The following is a 20,482-nucleotide window of genomic DNA, read 5'->3' as shown; positions in this document are numbered from 1 at the left end:
ATTGTCATGAATCAAAAGTTGCCGCCAGGCGGCAGAAACGGAGGAAAGAATGAGACAGGAAGAAACGATCCGGAGAGAAATTCTGGAACAGAGAATTGACAGGGAGCTGGAAGCTCTGTCTGAGAAGCTCTTCGGCAAAAAGCTGGAGGATGCAAGCGATGAGCAGGTTTATGTTGCACTGCTGTATCTGGTAAAGGGACTGGAAGAGGCAACCGTACCCAACGACGGTGACAAGAAAATCTACTATATTTCTGCCGAGTTCCTGATCGGTAAGCTTTTGTCCAACAATCTGATCAATCTGGGAATCTATGAAAAAGTAGAAAGTGTATTAAAGAGCAAGGGCAAGGAGCTGTCCAGAATCGAAGAGATCGAGCCGGAACCGTCTCTTGGTAACGGCGGTCTGGGACGTCTGGCTGCCTGCTTTATGGATTCCATTGCAACCCTGGGTCTTCCCGGCGAAGGCATCGGCTTAAACTATCACTTCGGTCTGTTCAAGCAGGTATTTAAGGATCGCCTTCAGACCGCAGAAAAGAACGACTGGATCGAGAAGGATTCCTGGCTGAATAAAACCGATGTTTCCTTTGATGTCTTTTTCGGTGACAGAAAGGTAACCTCCCGTCTGTATGATATTGACGTAGTCGGCTACAACAATGGTGTCAATAAGCTGCGCCTGTTCGACATCGAGAGCGTAGATGAAAGCATCGTAAAAGAAGGTATCACATTTGATAAGGAAGCCATCGAAAAGAACCTGACCCTGTTCTTATATCCCGATGATTCCGATGAAGCCGGCAACCTGCTTCGTATTTATCAGCAGTATTTCATGGTCAGCAACGCTGCACAGCTGATCCTGATGGAGATGAAGGAAAAGCAGTACGATCTGAGAAAGATGTACGATTATGCAGTCATCCAGATCAACGATACCCATCCGTCCATGATTATTCCGGAGCTGATCCGTATCCTGGTAAACGATAAAGCGTTTACAATGGACGAGGCAATCGAGGTTGTCAGCAAGACCTGCGCATACACCAACCACACCATCCTGGCAGAGGCTCTGGAAAAATGGCCGCTGTCCTATCTGGAAAAGGTGGTTCCTCAGCTTGTTCCGATCATCAAGGAGCTGTCCGCTCGTGTTGCTGCAAAATACAGCGATCCGAAGGTACAGATCATCGACGATCAGAACCGCGTGCACATGGCTCACATGGATATCCACTACGGCTTCTCCGTAAACGGCGTTGCTGCGATCCACACCGAGATCTTAAAGGATACCGAGCTGCATGCATTTTATGAGATTTATCCTGAAAAGTTCAATAATAAGACAAACGGCATTACCTTCCGCAGATGGCTGCTTTCCTGCAACCGTGAGCTGGCTGCCCTGATTACCGAAAAGATCGGAACCGGCTATCAGAAGGATGCGATGGAGCTGGAAAAGCTGCTTGCATTTAAGGATGACGAGGAATTCTTAAACGATCTGGTAAAGATCAAAAGAGAGAAGAAAGAAGCACTTGTTGCTCATATCAAAGAGCACGAAGGCGAGGAATTAAATCCCGATTCCATTTTCGATATTCAGATCAAGCGTCTGCATGAGTACAAGAGACAGCAGATGAACGCACTGTATATCATCCACAAATATCTGGAGGTCAAAGGCGGTAAAAAGCCTGCCCGTCCGCTGACCTTTATTTTCGGCGCGAAGGCAGCTCCGGCTTATGTCATTGCACGGGATATCATCCATCTGCTCTTAGTCCTGCAGCAGATCATCAATAACGATCCGGATGTAAAGGACTACATGAAGGTTGTTATGGTAGAAAACTATAACGTAAGCTATGCAGAGAAGCTGATCCCTGCCTGCGATATTTCCGAGCAGATCTCTCTGGCTTCCAAGGAAGCATCCGGTACCGGCAACATGAAGATGATGTTAAACGGTGCGGTGACACTGGGCACAGCTGACGGTGCAAACGTTGAAATCCACGACCTCGTCGGTGATGACAACATCTATATCTTCGGCGAAAACAGCGAGCAGGTTATCGATCACTATGCAAAGGCAGACTACGTGTCCAGAAGCTTCTACGAGAAGAGCCCTGTGATCAAAGCAGCAGTGGACTTCATCGTAAGCGATCAGGCGCTGGCAGTTGGTCATAAGGAGAATCTGGAGCGCCTCTACAACGAGCTGCTGAATAAGGACTGGTTCATGACCCTGCTGGATCTGGAAGACTATATTGCAACCAAAGACCGTATGTTTGCAGACTACGAGGATCAGGAAAAGTGGAAACGCATGATGGTGGTAAATATCGCCAAAGCCGGATTCTTCTCTTCCGATCGTACTATCGCAGAATACAACCGCGATATTTGGAAATTAAAATAAGGATACCAGGGGAAAAAGGTCTAAGCACCCAGGGGCCTGCTCCTGGGTGGGGGAAAGACCTCTTGACCTGTCATACATGAGAAATCGGAGATTTCAAATGATGAAAAGGGCGAAAAGTCAGAAGAACGACTGTGCTTGCACGGGGGTTCTGATCTTTCGCCCTGCATGGCGTGACAAAACATATCGTTCAAAGGATGAGAGGAAAAAAGAATGAGAAGAAGCGGTGTTTTATTACCGGTTACCAGCCTGCCATCCCGATTCGGCATCGGAACCTTTTCCAAAGAAGCTTATGCTTTTGTGGATTTTCTGAAGGAAGCGGGACAGAAGCTGTGGCAGATCCTGCCCTTGGGACCCACTGGATATGGGGATTCTCCCTATCAGGCATTTTCTACCTTTGCGGGCAATCCCTACCTGATCGATCTCGAAGAGCTGATCGAAAATGGATGGCTGACAGAAGAAGAATGTGAGAATACAGACTGGGGCGGCAGCAAGTCCTATGTGGATTATGAAAAAATGTATCAGGGACGTTTTCCCCTGCTGCGCAAGGCATACCACAACAGCCATATCGCAGAGAATGCTGAATTTATTGCATTCTGCGAGGAAAATGACTGGTGGCTTTCTGATTATGCGTTGTTTATGGCGATCAAGGACAGTCAGGGCGGCGCAAGCTTCCTGGAATGGGACGCACCTTTAAAGCTGCGGGAGCCTGAAGCAATCAGACGCTGCAGACATGAGCTGTCCGATGAAATCTGCTTCTGGCAGTTTTTACAGTATTTATTTGCAAAACAGTGGCAGGCACTCAAGGCCTATGCCAATGGAAAAGGGATCTCTATTATCGGAGATATCCCGATTTACGTTGCACTTGACAGTGCAGATACCTGGTCTCATCCGGAGCTGTTCCAGCTTTCTGAGGGCTGTGTGCCCAAGGCAGTTGCAGGGGTTCCGCCGGATGCCTTTTCTGCCACCGGTCAGCTGTGGGGCAATCCTCTTTATGACTGGGAATATCACAAAAAGACCGGCTATGACTGGTGGATCTTAAGAATCGGTTACAGCTATCGCCTCTACGATATCGTCCGCGTAGATCATTTCCGTGGCTTTGAGGCATATTTCTCGATTCCTTACGGAGACGAAACTGCAGTCAATGGTCACTGGGAAAAGGGACCTGACTTCGAGCTGTTTGCAGCGATGAAGATGAAGCTGGGCAAAAAAGAGATGATCGCAGAGGATCTGGGTGTGATTACACCTCCTGTCCGCAAAATGATCAAAAAATGCGGATATCCGGGTATGAAGGTATTGCAGTTCGCATTTGATAGCTACGACAGCGAATACCTGCCGCACAATTATGATAAGAACTGTATTGTTTACACCGGAACCCATGACAACCAGACGACCCGCGGCTGGTACGAAGAAAACAACCGCAAGGTGCAGAAATACATTCGTGAGTACCTGAGGGTAAAAAGCGGTAAAGATGTGGTGGAAGCGATGATCGCAACAGCGATGTCCTCAACCGCAGGAACCGCAGTGATCCCGATGCAGGATTGGCTCGGACTCGGACGAGAAGCCCGCATGAACTTCCCGTCCACCCTTGGAGACAACTGGAAATGGCGCCTGACGGACGGACAGCTGACGGATGCACTGGCAGCACATATGAAGGACGTGACAGAGACCTATTGCAGGTGATCTGCCCTGACAAACAAGAAATCCCGGAGAGCTGCAGCTCTCCGGGATTTCGTTTGTGTTGACCGTGAACACTTATATCCTTTGCCTGATCCTATAATAGTATGGCGACGATCCGACGATCTTATTTCAAGATCAAATTCGAATTATGATACGCCGGATCCTTCGTCACATCCTGGTCGAACCAGTTCGGCGGTGTGAATGCGTTTGCTTCCTCGATGGATGGAAATTCTACTTCTGCGATGATAAGCGGCGCCAGAGACTTCTCAAAAACATCCAGCTCGATGGTATAAGGATCCCAGGGGATCAGATATCGTTTTTTGGAAATACAGATGCCGTCGGCTTTCGGAAGCAGATGCTCATAGGAGGACTGATTGAGCGGAAGATTATATTCTTCCCGCGCCATCAGTCCTTTTCCTTTGTAGGTCAGATAATATTCATTATCCTGTCTGCGGATGCGCAGGACGGGGTCGGTGTTTAAATAGGCCTGCTCGATGAGGTGGAAGGGATAGCTGTCCAGATTTTCCGGCAGAGCTTTGACTGTGAATTTTCGTTCGATTTCCATAGGGGGCATAGCGGTACTCCTTTGTGTGTTTTAGATGCTTGATAGGTTTAGTATAGCACACATACGCAGGATTTGTGAATTTTGTTGTGGAAGCACCCTGAATTTTAACATTCTTTAGAAATTATTCATACTTTTTCCCTTTTATGGAACAGAGATTTCTGCTAAGATAGGAATGGTTCAAATGGCAGGCTGCTGCCAGACATCAGAAAATGAACTTAAGAAGAAAGGGGACATACAGATGGCGAAAATTGGTGTATTTTTTTCGGCTGGTTATGAAGAAATAGAAGCGTTGACAGTGGTGGATCTCTGCAGACGGGCGGGCATCGAGGTGACAATGGTTTCCGTGGATGAGACGGCGGCGGTGACCGGTTCGCATCAGATTACCGTGCAGATGGATCAGTTGCTTTCTGAGACAGATTTTGATGCGTTCGATCTGCTGGTGCTTCCGGGGGGAATGCCTGGAACCCTGCATCTGGAAGCCTGTGATGGATTAATGGAACAGCTGGATCGTTTTTATAGCGCTGGAAAATGGGTTGCAGCGATCTGCGCGGCCCCGCAGATTTTCGGACATCGCGGATATTTGAAGGGGAGAAAGGCGACGAGCTTCCCTTCCATGGAAAAGGAGCTGGACGGCGCCTTTGTGACGCACGGCGCAGCAGAGGTGGATGGCAATGTGATCACCGGACGCGGCATGGGCTGTGCGATCGATTTTGCACTGAAAATTATCGGCTGCCTGATTTCGGAAGAAGAGGCGGCAGCGCAGGCGGAGAGAATCGTATACGAAAGGTAGACAGAATTTACAGATGAATATTTTATTCTTTTTGACACCAAAGAGCGAGGTCGCTTATGTGGAGGAAACTGACACATTGCGTCAGGCACTTGAAAAGATGGAGCATCACGGTTATGCTGCGGTTCCGCTTTTATCTACGGAGGGCAAATATCTTGGCACGCTGACGGACGGGGATGTGCTCTGGGGATTAAAAGAACTGAATTTTCCCAGCCTGTATCAGATGGAAGAGATTCCTGTCATGCAGGTGAACCGTTCCCGGGACAATAAGCCGGTTCATGTGAATGTGGATATGGAAGGACTGCTGGAAAAGGTCAGCGCCCAGAACTTCGTGCCAGTTATTGATGATGAAAAGGTCTTTATTGGGATCATTACGAGACGGGACGTGATTCATTATCTGGCGAAACAGTGCCGCAGCCGGGAAGAATCGGCGGTGTAAAAGAAAAAACAAAACATCGTGTCGCGGTAGAATGGAGCATTTATGGCACAGCGGTTTTACTGGAAGCAGTATGTGACGGATAAACAGGTTACTTTCTATATCGCCGATCTGATTTTGAAACCGGGAGAGCAGATCGAGGCGCACTGTCATGATTATTATGAATTTTTTGTCGTGTTGAAAGGCACGTTTCTGGAACGATGTAACGGACAGGAACTGGTGATGCAGCCGGGGATGGGACAGCTGCTCGGACCGGACGATGTGCATACCCTGTCAAATCCCTTTGGCGAGCAGAATCTTTTGTACAATATTGCGGTGCGAAAAGATCGTTATGAACAGCTGACAGCGCCGCTGTTTGGCAGCGGGAACGGGAGCAAAGATGCACCTGTTTTTGACCTGGGTTCGGAAAGCCTGGAAGGATTCCGTGAGAAAATACGTCTGCTGCATCAACTCTGGGAGTCCTCAGGGGAAAAGGAATTTCTGCTCCAGAGCATTTGCTGTGATGTCCTGGTAAACATCTTATTAAAAGGCAGGGAAAACAGTGCGCCGGACTGGCTGTCTGAATTGTATGACAGAATGCAGGAGCCTGAAAATTTTACGCAGGGACTTACACGCATGTTGGAACTTGCGGGCAAAAGTCAGGCGTATCTGAATCGTATTTTTTATAAGTATTATGGGCAAACGCCGACGGCGTTTATCAATTCCTGCCGAATGACTGAGGCATGCCGCCTGCTCCGCAGCACTGAAGAAAAAATTCTGGATATCGCTTACAGCTGCGGGTATGAGAATCTGTCGTATTTCAACCGACAGTTTCGGGCTCGTTACGGCCAGACGCCAAAAGAATACCGGAGTCAGAAGCGGTTCTTTGAATGACAGATGATATTTTGAAGTCTCTTTTCAGAAAACAGAATATTTTCACAGAAAAAAATATATTAGGTCAATATAGTATCAGAAACGGGGAACAGGTGTTAGCGGTGTTTCCCGTTTCTTTTTATACTGAATACAGAAGCTGTGGAATGAGTTGATTTAAAATCAAAACAACTGTATTTATGGAAAAAGAAATGTGGAGGGACAAAAATGTATCATCCGAACAGAATTTTAGAGCGGGAACTGGAATTTACAAAAATCTATCGGGAAAATATCGGGCAGCCTAAAGCGGTGCGGGAGAGCCGCTGCATGGAAGCACAGATGTCGACGTACTTTGTGACGATTCAGCCGCAGGATCTGATTGCCGGAAGGATCAGCCGTCCGTATGTGGTGTTTGCACAGTGTATGGAGGGAGACGGCATCGACAAGACCGGTTATTGTATAGATGTGGTAAACTGCGAGAAGGAGCTGGCACGGATGAAGGCAGACGCCACCTATTCCGGGAAGGATTGTATGCAGGCAGAAGAGATGATCCAATTCTGGAAAACAGAAAATACAAATACAAAAATCCGGCAGCAGTTCCCCAAAAGCTGGGTAGGTTCGATGGGCGGTGACGATTATGCGCATGATAATGCGGCAATTCATCCGCTTTACCGGCTGGCCGGCGTAAATCTTGATTTTAAAAAGCTGTTCCGGCTTGGCGTTTGCGGTCTGCGTGATGAAGCGCTCAGACTGTCGCAGGAAACGCAGGAGCCGGAGAAAAAGAATTTTTACGAGGGCGTAGCTTCTGTGCAGGAATCCCTTCGCCGGGTAATGGGGCAGTATACAACGGATGCAAAGCGTTTGGCTGGACAGGAAAATGACAGGGTGCGACAGCAGGAGCTTTTGCAGATGGCAGAGTGTCTGGAACACATTCAGACTGCACCACCGGAGAGTATGCAGGAGGCGATTCAGCTGCAATGCCTCTATATGCTTGCGGCGCGGGCAGTAGAGATCGGTAGAATCGACGATTATTTGGGGGAATTTTACCGGAAAGATTTGAAGACCGGACGGATTACACACGATCAGGCAGTGCGTTTGCTGGATAATTTTTTCACAATCATCGAAACCCAGTGCGGACGGGATACTCGGGTGATTATCGGCGGCATGGGGCGCGAGCATGAAAAGAGCGCGGACGAATTTGCCATGCTGGTGATGGATGTATTGGAAGTGCGCAGGGAACATTTTTATCCGCAGATCAGCCTGCGATATTATAAAGAGATGAATCAGGATATTTATGACCGTGCGTTGCGGATTCTTGGCAGCGGCTCGACCTTTCCGATGCTGTATAACGATGATGTGAATGTGCCTGCAGTGATGCGGGCGATGGATGTGCCCAAAAAGGCAGCGGAGCAGTATTCGTTCTTTGGCTGCGGAGAATATATGCTGGCGGCACAGAGTATCGGAACGCCAAATACAGCCCTGAATGTGGCAAAGGTTCTGGAGCTTGTACTGCATGATGGAATCAATCCGGCGACAGGAATTTTGTCAGGACCGCTGGCAGCTGGGCAGGAATGTAAAAAGCTTCAGGACATTATCTGTTATGAGGAACTGGAAGAGTTGTTAAAAACTTATCTGACGTTTTTTATCGAGATTGCAGGCGGTTTTGAAGAGCTGGTGTATGACGTGGATGGAAAAGAAGCAGAGTTTTTACAGTTCTCCTGTCTGCAGGACGACTGCATGACGCGTGGACGCGGTATGCTAAACGGCGGTTACAGGTACCTGGGCGGAACGGTGGAAACCTATGGAAATATCACGCTTTCAGACAGTATGGAAGCAATCCGAAAAGTTGTATTTGAGGAAAAGCGCTGCACATTACAGGAGCTTGTAGAGGCGCTCGACTGTGATTTTTCGGGAAAAGAGATGCTGCAGCAGGCGCTTCTTGACGCGCCGAAATTTGGAAACGATAAGGAAGAGGCGGATGAAATTGCGGTTCGGCTGCATGAGTTCATCTGTCAGACGATCCGCAGCCAGAAAAACCGGACACGGCTGGATTCTTTTCTGGCGGTGTTGATCAACAACAATATGAATGTGACGCTGGGGCAGTTTGTCGGCGCGACGCCGGACGGCAGAAATGCGCATAAGTTTTTGTCCAACGGCAACAGCCCTTACAACGGACAGGATAAAGAGGGGCTGACAGCGCTGATTCTGTCGTTGACTAAACTGGATAATTCGATTCATGCGGGCGGAAACCAGAACCTGAAATTCGCGCGCAGCATGTTTGAAGGCGATCTGACGCAGATTAAGAGCGTGCTTGGAACGTTCTTCGATCTTGGAGGGCAGCAGGTGAATTTGAGCGTTGTCTGCCAGAAAGATTTGGAGGATGCGCTGGTGCACCCGGAAAGCCATGAAAATCTGGTGGTGCGGGTCGGCGGATTTACAGCGAGGTTTATCGATCTGGATAAAAAAACGCAGCAGGATGTCCTGACGAGGACGGCATACTGCTAAGAAAAAAAACGAGTGGCATCGTTGCTGCTGTGCAGTGTCGGAAAACAAAATATATCCGGTATCGCTGCGCAGTGCTGTGATGCCGGAAAGGGAGATATAGTTTGGAAGCGTTGCTTGTAGATATTCAGAGGGGAAGCCTGCATGACGGACCAGGTGTGCGGACAACATTCTTTTTTAAGGGCTGCCCGCTACGCTGTCGGTGGTGCCATAATCCGGAGAGTCAAAATCCCGGAAAGCAGCTGTCGTTTCATCGTGAGCAGTGCGTTGGATGCGGGCGCTGTGAAACGGCATGTCACAGTAATGTACATTGGTTGACGAAAACCGGGACAGAACAGTTTCGGCATCAGGTTTATTTTGAACATTGTCAGTTTTGCGGGAAGTGTTTGGAACAGTGTCCGACAAAGGCACTGAAAATTATCGGAACACCGTATACAGAAGAAGAGCTTTTGAAAATTGCACTGTTGGATCGGGCGTTTTATGAGCATTCCGGCGGCGGAATTACGTTGTCGGGCGGAGAAGTGCTGCAGCAGGCGGATTTTGCAGCCTCCTTTCTTTCGTTGTGCAGAGAGGAGGATCTGCATACCTGTGTGGAGACGAGCGGGTTTGGGACTACAGACGCGATGGAAAAGCTGCTGCAGGAAACTGATCTGCTATATTTTGACTGGAAAGTGAGCACTGAGGAGGACGCAAAAAAATGGATTGGCGGATCGCTTGTCCCGATTTTGAATAACCTTGCCCTGGCGGATAAAAAAGGGGTACGGACAGTTTTACGCTGCCCGATTATCCCTGGAGTCAACGATAATACAGTCCATTTACAGGCAATCTGTGATCTGCTTGGGCGATACCCTTCGATAGAGCAGGCGCAGCTTTTGCCGTATCATTCGTTCGGTATTTCCAAAGGAGGAAATATCGGGCAGCTTCAGCAGGAATTTCCGGTTCCGGGGGAAGAAGAAAAGAAAAATTGGCTTTCCTGGTTTGAACAAAATGGAAAAGAAGAAGGAAAACGGGTGGTTTTGGAACACTAGAGACCGGGAGTGTGCAGAAGACAGTGTAAAATTCCTTGCCCACAGCCTGTGAGTTTGATATACTTAAATGCAATCAGATTGAAAAATGGCGAGTATGGCGTCGGCGTAGCAAACGGTTTTCATTTTCTAAAATGCGGCGGTTGACGACAGGAATCAGAGTGAGGAAAGAATGTCCAAAATAAAACAGAGCAATATCAGAAATTTTTGTATCATCGCGCATATCGATCACGGCAAATCGACGCTGGCAGACCGAATTATCGAAAAGACCGGTCTTCTGACGAGCAGAGAAATGCAGGAGCAGGTGCTTGATAACATGGAGCTGGAGCGGGAGCGCGGCATTACGATCAAATCCCAGGCGGTGCGGACGATTTACCGTGCAGAGAATGGGGAAGAATATATTTTTAACCTGATCGACACTCCCGGACACGTGGACTTTAACTATGAGGTCAGCCGTGCACTGGCAGCGTGCGACGGCGCAGTTCTGGTCGTGGACGCAGCACAGGGCATCGAGGCGCAGACGCTGGCGAATGTGTATCTTGCGCTGGATCATGATCTGGAGGTATTTCCGGTCATCAACAAAATCGACCTGCCGAGCGCAGAGCCTGAGCGCGTAAAAGAAGAGATCGAGGATGTGATCGGTCTGGATGCGGAGGATGCACCCTTGATTTCCGCTAAAAACGGATTAAATATCGAACAGGTGCTGGAGCAGATTGTGAAAAAAATTCCCGCGCCGGGCGGCAGCTTAGAAAACCCGCTGCAGGCGCTGATTTTTGATTCCCTCTACGATCCCTACAAGGGCGTGATTGTCTTTTTCCGAATTATGGAAGGACAGTTAAAAAAAGGTACCAAAGTCCGTATGATGGCAACAGGTGCAGAGTTTGATGTTGTGGAGGTCGGTTATTTTGGCGCAGGTCAGTTTATCCCCAGCGAGGACGGGCTGTCTGCAGGAATGGTTGGCTATCTGACGGCTTCGATCAAAAATGTCAAGGATACCCGCGTCGGCGATACGATTACAGATGCAGCCAATCCGTGTGCAAAACCGCTTCCCGGTTATAAAAAGGTCAATCCGATGGTGTACTGTGGATTGTATCCGGCAGACGGTGCGAAGTATCCTGATCTGCGGGATGCGCTGGAAAAGCTGCAGTTAAATGATGCGTCCTTATTTTATGAGCCGGAGACATCCATTGCCCTTGGCTTTGGATTCCGCTGCGGATTTCTGGGACTGCTGCATCTGGAAATCATTCAGGAACGTCTGGAAAGAGAGTACAACCTTGATCTGGTGACAACGGCGCCGGGCGTTGTGTACCGGGTGCATAAGACCAACGGGGAAGTGATCGAGCTGACCAATCCGTCCAATCTGCCCGACCCGTCGATGATCGAATATATGGAAGAGCCTGTGGTTTCGGCAGAGATCATGGTGACGACGGACTACATCGGTTCCATTATGGAGCTGTGCCAGGAGCGCCGAGGTCAGTATCTCGGCATGGAATATATGGAAGAAACCCGTGCATTGCTCAAATACGAGCTGCCGTTAAATGAAATCATTTACGACTTTTTCGATGCGTTAAAGTCCCGTTCCAAGGGTTATGCGTCGTTTGACTATGAGTTAAAGGGGTATGAGCAGTCAGAGCTTGTAAAATTGGATATTTTGATTAACCGGGAAGAAGTGGATGCACTTTCATTTATTGTACATAAGGACAGCGCATACGAGCGTAGTCGGAAAATGTGCGAAAAGTTAAAGGATGAAATCCCGCGCCATCTGTTCGAAATTCCGATTCAGGCGGCAGTCGGCGGCAAGATTATCGCCCGGGAAACCGTCAAGGCGATGCGCAAGGACGTGCTTGCAAAATGCTATGGCGGCGATATCAGCCGTAAGAAAAAGCTTCTGGAAAAGCAGAAGGAAGGCAAGAAGCGGATGCGTCAGGTCGGCAACGTGGAAATCCCGCAGAAGGCTTTCATGAGCGTCTTAAAGCTGGATGAGAACTGAGCCTATGACACCGAAAAAAGATCTGGAATTATATCTGCACATTCCATTCTGCAGGCAAAAATGTCGCTACTGTGATTTTTTGTCGGCACCGCTGGCAGCAGACAGCTCTACAGCGGATGGTTACGTTCCGGAAGCATACGTCGATGCCCTCCTTTCACAGATCGTGCAGGAGAGTCAGTTTTATCAAGAGCGCAGAGTCACTACGATTTTCTGGGGCGGCGGTACGCCGTCCCTTTTGCGCGTCATGGATATGGAACGGCTGATGGACGCGATCCGGGCGCATTTTTGTGTTGCGGACGATGCAGAAATTACGCTGGAAAGCAACCCGGGCACGCTGGATTTTGAAAAACTCGCAGGATATCGGCGTGCCGGAATCAACCGGCTGAGCATGGGGCTGCAGTCGGCGTGTGACAAAGAGCTTGCCATGCTTGGCAGAATTCACAATTTCGATACCTTTGTCCAAAACTATAAGCAGGCGCGGAGGGCTGGGTTTGAAAACATCAACGTCGATCTGATGTCTGCGCTGCCGGGGCAGACGGTGGAGAGCTGGGAGCAGACACTCATGAAAGCTGCAGAGCTTGCGCCGGAGCATCTGTCGGCCTACAGCCTGATCATCGAAGAAGGTACGCCATTCTGGAGCTGGTATGGTGAGGATGCAAACCAGACGCTGCGCCCGAAAGAAATGCTGCCGCTTCCGTCGGAAGAGGACGAACGCCGGATGTATGCCCGAACGCGGGAAATTCTGGAACAGTATGGCTACCATCGGTATGAAATTTCGAATTATGCGAAGGACGGGTATGCCTGCCGCCACAACATCGGCTACTGGAACCGGACGGATTATTTGGGGATCGGGCTTGGAGCGTCGTCTTTGATTGACCCGATGCGCTGGAAGATGACGTCTGATTTATCGGACTATCTGGAATGCGGCAAAAATCAGGGAGATTTTGCAAACCTTCGGGAAGAGGTGCAGACGCTTCGTGTGTCGGAACGAATGGAAGAGTTTATGTTTCTGGGGCTGCGCCTGACAAAAGGCATTGAACTGCAAACATTTGAACACCAGTTTGGAAAAAGTTTCTGGGACGTTTATCAGGACGCTGCGGATAAGCTGTTTTCCGAACAGTTACTTTGTCTGGATGAATCGAAAAAAAATCTGCGCCTGACGGATTATGGCGTGGACGTCAGCAACTATGCGCTGGCGGAGTTTTTGCTGGATTATTAAGATCGGGAGAATCGCATGCAGTATGAATTTGCCCCGCTGGAGGGGATTACAGGATATATTTACCGGAATGCGCATCATGCGTGCTTTCCGTCGATGGATCGCTATTACACACCGTTCATCACGCCGAAAAAAGGGAAAAGCTTCACGACGCGGGAGTGGAACGACATTGCAGCAGAGCACAATCAGAACATCGCGGTTGTTCCGCAAATCCTGGCGAATCAGGCGGAAGGCTTTTGCAAGGTTGCCGGGATGCTCAAAGAACAGGGCTACGAAGAAGTGAACTTAAATCTTGGCTGTCCGTCCGCTACCGTGACGGCGAAGAAAAAAGGCGCCGGGTTTTTGGCTGATCCAGACGCACTGGATGCGTTTCTGGAGGAAATTTTTGCACACAGCCCGCTGAAAATCTCGATCAAAACGAGAATTGGCGTGGAAAACCCGGATGAATTTGAGCGCCTGTTGGATATTTTTTCCCAGTATCCGATTCAGAAGCTGATCGTGCATCCCCGCGTGCTGAAAGAGTTTTATAAAGGAAACGTGCACCGGGAAGCCTATGTGCGGGCGAAAGAAAGGCTGAGCGCAGCTGCAGCAGATGAAGAAACTGTGGAACGGACCATTCCGGTCTGCTACAACGGCGATTTATTCAGCGTTTCCGATACGGAGAGATTTTTGGTGGAGTATCCGGGTGCGGATGACCTGATGTTCGGCAGGGGAATGCTGATCGACCCGGCGCTGGTGATGCGGCTGCGCGCCCGAAGAACTGATTTGGCAGAAAAAAACGCTGCAAAGAAACTGCGCCTGGAAAACGGAAGCACAGTCTGGGAGGACGCTGCGAAGCGAGTATCGGATATCCGCGATTTTTATGGGCGATTGGCGGAGGATTACGCAGCGGTGCTGTCCGGAGAACGGGACGTACTATTTAAAATGAAGGAACTCTGGGGCTGGCAGGGACAGCTGTTTGAGGGCTCCGAAAAATATCTCAAAAAAATCCGCAAGGCACAGAAGCTGACAGAATACAAGTCCGCAGTGGCGGCGCTGTTTGCAGACTGTCCGATCAAAGACGCGTGAATACCGCGCGTCAAAAACGGCTGCGTCGATAGACAGCCGCTGCTGTGCGCCAAAATCGAGCACACCGCTCAAAAATAGGGACAGATGGAAAGGCACGGGACGAAAAGGGTTTTCATAAAATAAAGTAAACTGCAGGAGGCCGGGGCGTTGGCAACGGCTGGGGGCTAGGAGTGAAAACCTTTCAGAAACCTCTGTCAAAGGAAGAGGAAAGCCTTTGCATACAGGCATTGCAGGCAGAAGATGCCGGAAGAAAAAGCGAGGCGAAACGGCTCCTGATTGAACGGAATTTAAGGCTGGTCGCGCACATTGCAAAAAAATACAGCAGCGAGGAAGAACTGGAAGACCTGATTTCAATCGGGACAATCGGGCTGATCAAGGCGGTGGAGACCTTTGACCCGCAGAAAAACAGCCGTTTGGCAGCCTACGCCGCCCGATGCATCGACAACGAGCTCCTGATGATGCTGCGCAGTAAAAAAAAGACATCGCGGGAAGTATCGTTATATGAGCCGATCGGAACGGATCGGGAGGGCAACGAGATCAACCTCCTGGACGTGATGGAACAAAAACAGCCGGACATTGTGGAAGAGATGGAAAAACAGCGGCTGAACCAAAAGCTCTATGAGCTGATGGAAAACGTGCTCAGCCTACGGGAAAAGGAGGTGCTGTATCTTCGGTATGGACTGCCCGGAGGAACGGAACTTACGCAGAAAGAGGTGGGAAAACGGCTGGGAATTTCCCGAAGCTATGTCAGCCGGATTGAAAAACGAGCGCTCTTGCGCTTACGGGATGCGGCGTGGGGATGAAAGGCTGATTTTTGAAAAGCAGCAATGCAAAAAGCAGTGAGTCGGAATGCACAAAAAACGGTTGACAGCATGCTGTGGCATGCGGTATGGTTAAAACAGTTATGATAGTTGGAGGGCAGAGGAAAAATCTGCCCTTTTTCTGGTTGGATGAATTTCCCGGGACGGAAAGGGGAAAGATGTATTGTCAGATCAATGCAGGCGGACTTTATGGCCTGCAGAGCTATGTTGCGCAGGTGGAAGTCGATATTTCAAAAGGACTGCCCTGTTTTGATATGGTAGGACTTTTAGACAGTGAAGTGCGGGAGGCGCGGGAACGTCTGCGCGTTTCCCTGCATCACATCAACGCAGCGCTTCCGGCGGAAAAGATTACGGTAAATTATTCTCCGGCAGGAATCGTGAAATCCGGGACGTCGTTCGATTTGCCGACTGCACTCGTCATCCTTGCAGCGCAGGGGAAAGTGCCGCCGGAGCGGTTGAGGGAGCTCTGGGCGGTGGGCGAGGTCGGGCTGGATGCGCGAATTAAGCAGGTTCGGGGCGTACTGGCGATGCTGCATGCGGCAAATCAGAGCGCTTTTCGAAGCTATTTGATTCCGTTTGAAAATCTGGGAGAAGGGCTTGCGGTTGGGAAACTGCCGGTCATGGGCGTTTGCAGCCTGGAAGAAGCAATGGAGTATGTAAACGCGTCTGCGCAGGAACAGGAACGGATGCGGCGGGACGCGGAAGACAGATGGCAGAGTCAGGCAAAAGGCAGGATGGAAAAAGAAAAGAAAACGCCGGACTTTGCATTGCTGTGCGGAATGGAGGAAGCAAAGCGCGCTGCAATGATTGCAGCTGCCGGAGCCCATAATCTGCTTTTGGCAGGACCGCCCGGTACCGGAAAGACGATGCTTGCGAGGTGCCTGCCGGGAATCCTGCCGCCCATGAGCGAGGAAGAAAAGCAGGAGGTGTCTGCAATCTACAGCGCGGCAGGGCAGCTGGAGGATGGAACGCTGATTCAGGAGCGACCGTTTGTCAGCCCGCATCATACGGTATCTGTTTATGCAATGACCGGAGGCGGCGCTGTCCCAAAACCGGGAATGGTGACGTTGGCGCACCGGGGCGTGTTGTTTTTGGATGAAATGGCGGAATTTAAGCGACAAACGCTGGACGTCCTGCGGCAGCCGATGGAAGAGGGAAAGATTTTTCTTGCCCGGAGCCGGGGAAACTTTGTGTATCCGGCGGATTTTATGCTGTTAGGAGCGACGAACCCCTGCCCCTGCGGCTATTATCCGGACAGAAACCGCTGCAGATGTCAGGACTGGGAGGTGCGTCGGTATTTGGCGAGACTTTCGGGACCGCTTCTCGACCGGATGGATTTATGCTGTCAGATCAAACAGACGCCGATTCGAAAGCTGTGGGAAAAAAGAGAAGCTTCCTATATAGATAGCGACAAAAACGGAAGCAAATGGATGCGGGAACAGGTGCTGGAGGCAAGAAAGCGGCAGCAGATGCGATGCCGTGGTGCGGCAATGCGGGAAAACGGTCGGTTGAGTCCAGGGGAAATTTTAAAATACTGTCCGTTGGGACTTGAGGAACAGGAGTTTCTGGAACAGGCCAGCGAGCAGGCGGGGCTTTCCATGCGGGGATGCCATCGCGTTATCCGTGTGGCGCGGACGATTGCAGATCTGGAAGGAAAAGACCGGATTGGTGTAGAGCATCTGGGACAGGCGCTCTTTTTCCGAAATCAGAATGTGCTGCGGGAGTGAAGCGCCGCGGGCAGAAGGGAGCATAGAATAGAAAAACAACAGAATTGTAAAAGTCAAATGGAGCAGGAGCGCACTCTGGCACTTGCCCTTTGCCGGGTGGAAGGGATCGGCGCTGTCAGCATTCGAAAGCTTTTGGAAAAGGCAGGAGACGTTTCCGAAATCCGAAAGCTGCCGGCGGAAAGTCTGCAAAAGCTGCTGGGGGAGAAAAAAGCGGCGCTTTTGAAAAACTGGGACGCGCCCGAAAATCTGGAACGGGCAAAGCGACAGGAGGAGCAGTGGAAGAAAAAAGGAATTTCCTTCGATTTTTTGTGGGAAGAAGGGTTTCCAAAACGATTGAAGGAAATTTCCGATCCACCGCTGGTGCTGTACAGGATCGGGAAGCTGCCGGAGCCGGGAAAAAAGATGGCAGCCATTGTCGGTGCGCGGGCCTGTTCCTCCTATGGAAAAGAAATGGCGGAATATTTCGCCAGGGGACTTGCGAAGGAGGGGATCGGAATTGTCAGCGGCATGGCGCGGGGGGCGGATGGAATCGCGCAGCGGGCGGCGCTGTCAGCAGGCGGATATTCGGTTGCGGTGCTGGGCTGCGGTGTGGACATCTGCTACCCGGAGGAGAACAGACCGCTGTATGAAAAACTGTGGGACAACGGATGTATCCTGTCGGAATATCCGCCGGGGACGCTGCCGCATTCGCGACTGTTTCCGCCGCGCAACCGGATCATCAGTGCACTTTCGGATCTCGTGCTCGTTATCGAAGCGCGTGAAAAGAGCGGAACGCTGATCACCGTAGATATGGCGCTGGAACAGGGAAAGGATGTGTTTGCTGTGCCGGGACGCATTACGGATACCTGTAGTCGTGGCTGCAACCGATTGATCGGAAATGGCGCAGGCATCGCGGTGAGTGTGGCACAGCTGCTGCAGGAACTGCAGGGCAGTGTACCGCACGCAGGTAGAGACGAAGCGTTTTCCTTAACCCAGGCAGAACGCCCGAACGCTGCCAATGCTGCCGGTGTGATTGCCGACAAAATGCTGTGCCCTGTGACAGACGCTCTCAGCGCTACCGCCTCATCCTCCTGGCCGCCTCTGCGCAAAACCATCTGGCAGGCGCTGGATACAATGCCGCAGAGCATGGACGAAATTGCGGATACCCTTGCGAGACAGAAGATATTCATAAATGTGCAGATGCTGATGCAGGAGCTTGTTTTTCTGGAGCTGGAGGGCGCTGCAGGAAGCGTAATGGGGCGATATTACAGGAAAACTTTTGCTTGCAATGACGGATGATATGGTGTATAGTGGTTCACGATCACTGCACAGGACCAAAAATGTGCGTAATAGCAGTAATGAAAATTGGGGATATCAAATATGGCAAAATATTTAGTGATCGTGGAGTCACCGGCCAAAGTCAAAACGATCAAGAAGTTCTTGGGGGCGAACTATGAGGTAGCAGCCAGTAACGGGCATGTGCGTGACTTTCCCAAGAGCCAGTTCGGCATTGATGTGGAGCATGATTACGAACCGAAGTATATCACGATCCGCGGCAAGGGTGACATCCTGGCGAACCTCCGCAAAGAGGTCAAAAAAGCAGAAAAAATCTATCTCGCAACCGACCCGGACCGGGAGGGAGAGGCGATTTCCTGGCATCTGATGGAAGCGCTCAAGCTCTCCGGTAAAAAGGTGTACCGTATTACCTTTAACGAGATCACGAAGACAGCAGTGAAGGAATCGTTAAAGCATGCGAGAGAAATCGATATGAATTTAGTGGATGCGCAGCAGGCGCGCCGGATGCTGGACCGTATGGTTGGCTATCGGATCTCCCCGCTTCTGTGGGCAAAGGTGAAGCGGGGACTTTCTGCCGGACGTGTGCAGTCTGTTGCCCTGCGCATTATCTGTGATCGCGAAGAAGAGATCAATGCGTTTATTCCGGAGGAATACTGGACCCTTGATGCAGCATTCCAGATTCCGGGGGAAAGAAAACCCCTGATAGCCAAATATTACGGGGAGCAGGATACCAAGCGTATTTTAAAAACCGCAGCGGAAGTAGAAGCAGTCAAAAAGGATTGCGAAAAGGCAGAGTTTCAGGTGAGCGACGTCAAAAAGGGCGAGCGCATCAAGAAGGCTCCCCTTCCCTTTACCACCTCTACCCTGCAGCAGGAAGCCAGTAAGGTGCTGAATTTTTCCACACAGAAAACCATGCGGCTGGCACAGCAGCTGTACGAAGGGGTAGATATCAAGGGAAATGGTACAGTCGGTATCATCACCTACCTAAGAACCGATTCCACGCGTGTTTCCGAAGAGGCGGAAAACATGGCGCGCAGCTATATTACTGAGAAATACGGCGAACAGTATGCCGGAGAAGGCACCGTGAAAAAGGGCGGACAGAAAATTCAGGATGCCCACGAAGCGATCCGTCCGACGGATGTTGCACGGACCCCTTTGGAAATCAAAGAATCCTTAAGCAGGGATCAATTTCGTCTCTATCAGCTGATCTGGAAGCGCTTTATGGCAAGCCGCATGACGCCTGCCAAGTACGAGACAACCTCTGTGAAGATTGACGGCAACGGACATCGTTTTACGGTTGCGGCCAGCAAGGTGATCTTTGACGGTTTCATGAGTGTATACACGATGGACGACGAGGATAAGGCTGAAAACCGCACCCTCGCAAAAAGCATCGACAAGGATACGAAGCTGTCCTTAAAGGAATTTGACGGGGAGCAGCATTTTACCCAGCCTCCCGCACATTATACAGAAGCGTCCCTTGTCCGGACGCTGGAAGAACTGGGTATCGGCCGTCCCAGTACCTATGCACCGACGATCACGACGATCCTTGCACGTCATTATGTCATTAAAGAAAACAAGAACCTGTATGTGACGGAGCTGGGAGAGGTTGTCAATAAGATGATGAAGGAGGCGTTCCCGACCATTGTGGACGTCAACTTTACAGCGAATATGGAAGCACTTTTGGATGGCGTTTCCGAAGGAACCGTAGACTGGAAGACAATTGTTTCCAATTTCTATCCCGATCTGGAGGAGGCTGTGCAGAACGCGGAGAAGGAACTGGAAGAGGTCAAGGTGGGAGACGAGGAATCAGATGAGGTTTGTGAGCTGTGCGGACGGCGCATGGTCATCAAATACGGACCTCACGGCAGATTCCTGGCATGTCCGGGCTTTCCGGAATGCCGCAATACCAAACCTTATTACGAAAAAATCGGCGTAGCATGCCCCAAGTGTGGCAAGGATATCGTCCTGAAAAAGACACAGAAGGGCAGAAAATACTATGGCTGTATCGGCAACCCGGAGTGCGATTTCATGGTATGGCAGAAGCCTTCCAATGAAAAGTGCCCGGTCTGTGGCTCCATTCTTCTGGAAAAGGGCAACAAACTCGTATGCTCGAAGGAGGGCTGCGGTTTTGTCAAAGAGAAGGAAAAAGAAGAAAACGGCCAGGGATAAATTTGTGGAGGAACAG

The 20,482-nt window shown here is 50.3% G+C and carries 15 protein-coding genes; 14 read left to right on the top strand and 1 reads right to left on the bottom strand.

Annotation, left to right across the window (positions count from 1 at the left end):
* Positions 1 to 49 precede the first annotated feature (49 nt).
* Together OCV62_RS04205 and malQ are read left to right on the top strand one after the other, a co-directional pair.
* The gene (locus tag OCV62_RS04205; protein WP_262585291.1) at positions 50 to 2,359 is read left to right on the top strand and encodes a glycogen/starch/alpha-glucan phosphorylase; all 2,310 of its coding nucleotides are present in this window, start codon (positions 50 to 52) and stop codon (positions 2,357 to 2,359) included.
* Positions 2,360 to 2,569: 210 nt separating this feature from the next.
* Positions 2,570 to 4,039, top strand: coding sequence for a 4-alpha-glucanotransferase (malQ, locus tag OCV62_RS04200; RefSeq protein WP_021915102.1), 1,470 nt, complete (start codon positions 2,570 to 2,572; stop codon positions 4,037 to 4,039).
* Positions 4,040 to 4,160: 121 nt separating this feature from the next.
* Here the strand turns inward: malQ and OCV62_RS04195 are convergent, their stop codons facing one another.
* Positions 4,161 to 4,601: a CYTH domain-containing protein gene (locus OCV62_RS04195; RefSeq protein WP_262585423.1), complete on the bottom strand. Its 441-nt coding sequence runs from the start codon at positions 4,599 to 4,601 to the stop codon at positions 4,161 to 4,163.
* A 238-nt stretch (positions 4,602 to 4,839) separates the two neighbouring features.
* On the opposite strand from OCV62_RS04195, the gene OCV62_RS04190 reads away from it, so the two are divergent.
* The 12 genes from OCV62_RS04190 to topA all read left to right on the top strand — a co-directional run bounded on the left by OCV62_RS04190 (position 4,840) and on the right by topA (position 20,466).
* Entirely contained in the window at positions 4,840 to 5,391 is a 552-nt protein-coding gene (locus OCV62_RS04190) for a DJ-1 family glyoxalase III (protein WP_021915104.1), read from the top strand.
* 13 nt (positions 5,392 to 5,404) lie between these two features.
* Positions 5,405 to 5,827 (top strand): CBS domain-containing protein, encoded by a 423-nt coding sequence (locus OCV62_RS04185; protein ID WP_262585289.1) that lies wholly within the window; start codon positions 5,405 to 5,407, stop codon positions 5,825 to 5,827.
* 42 nt (positions 5,828 to 5,869) lie between these two features.
* Positions 5,870 to 6,697, top strand: coding sequence for an AraC family transcriptional regulator (locus OCV62_RS04180; RefSeq protein WP_262585288.1), 828 nt, complete (start codon positions 5,870 to 5,872; stop codon positions 6,695 to 6,697).
* 204 nt (positions 6,698 to 6,901) lie between these two features.
* Positions 6,902 to 9,178, top strand: a complete 2,277-nt coding sequence (locus tag OCV62_RS04175) for a pyruvate formate lyase family protein (RefSeq protein WP_262585287.1) — start codon at positions 6,902 to 6,904, stop codon at positions 9,176 to 9,178.
* Positions 9,179 to 9,279: 101 nt separating this feature from the next.
* Positions 9,280 to 10,203: a glycyl-radical enzyme activating protein gene (locus tag OCV62_RS04170; RefSeq protein ID WP_262585285.1), complete on the top strand. Its 924-nt coding sequence runs from the start codon at positions 9,280 to 9,282 to the stop codon at positions 10,201 to 10,203.
* A gap of 169 nt (positions 10,204 to 10,372) precedes the next feature.
* Positions 10,373 to 12,190, top strand: a complete 1,818-nt coding sequence (gene lepA / locus OCV62_RS04165; protein WP_262585284.1) for a translation elongation factor 4 — start codon at positions 10,373 to 10,375, stop codon at positions 12,188 to 12,190.
* A gap of 4 nt (positions 12,191 to 12,194) precedes the next feature.
* Complete coding sequence (gene hemW, locus OCV62_RS04160; RefSeq protein WP_262585283.1) at positions 12,195 to 13,409, top strand: radical SAM family heme chaperone HemW; 1,215 nt, start codon at positions 12,195 to 12,197, stop codon at positions 13,407 to 13,409.
* A gap of 15 nt (positions 13,410 to 13,424) precedes the next feature.
* Positions 13,425 to 14,474 carry a tRNA dihydrouridine synthase gene (locus OCV62_RS04155; protein WP_262585282.1) on the top strand — a complete coding sequence of 350 codons (1,050 nt, stop codon included), beginning with the start codon at positions 13,425 to 13,427 and terminating at the stop codon, positions 14,472 to 14,474.
* A 170-nt stretch (positions 14,475 to 14,644) separates the two neighbouring features.
* On the top strand, positions 14,645 to 15,277 hold the full coding sequence (gene sigK / locus OCV62_RS04150; RefSeq protein WP_117962623.1) for an RNA polymerase sporulation sigma factor SigK: 633 nt from the start codon (positions 14,645 to 14,647) through the stop codon (positions 15,275 to 15,277).
* A gap of 86 nt (positions 15,278 to 15,363) precedes the next feature.
* Positions 15,364 to 17,022, top strand: a complete 1,659-nt coding sequence (locus OCV62_RS04145) for a YifB family Mg chelatase-like AAA ATPase (protein WP_262585281.1) — start codon at positions 15,364 to 15,366, stop codon at positions 17,020 to 17,022.
* Between the two features lie 57 nt (positions 17,023 to 17,079).
* Positions 17,080 to 18,300, top strand: a complete 1,221-nt coding sequence (gene dprA, locus OCV62_RS04140; RefSeq protein WP_262585279.1) for a DNA-processing protein DprA — start codon at positions 17,080 to 17,082, stop codon at positions 18,298 to 18,300.
* 81 nt (positions 18,301 to 18,381) lie between these two features.
* Positions 18,382 to 20,466 (top strand): type I DNA topoisomerase, encoded by a 2,085-nt coding sequence (gene topA, locus OCV62_RS04135; RefSeq protein WP_262585278.1) that lies wholly within the window; start codon positions 18,382 to 18,384, stop codon positions 20,464 to 20,466.
* Positions 20,467 to 20,482 lie beyond the last annotated feature (16 nt).

It is taken from the genome of Gallintestinimicrobium propionicum (assembly GCF_025567525.1).
In the GTDB taxonomy this organism is placed as follows: Bacteria; Bacillota; Clostridia; order Lachnospirales; family Lachnospiraceae; genus Gallintestinimicrobium; species Gallintestinimicrobium propionicum.
Note: the sequence above shows the minus strand (reverse complement) of the source record. Positions and strands in the feature narration are given on the sequence as shown.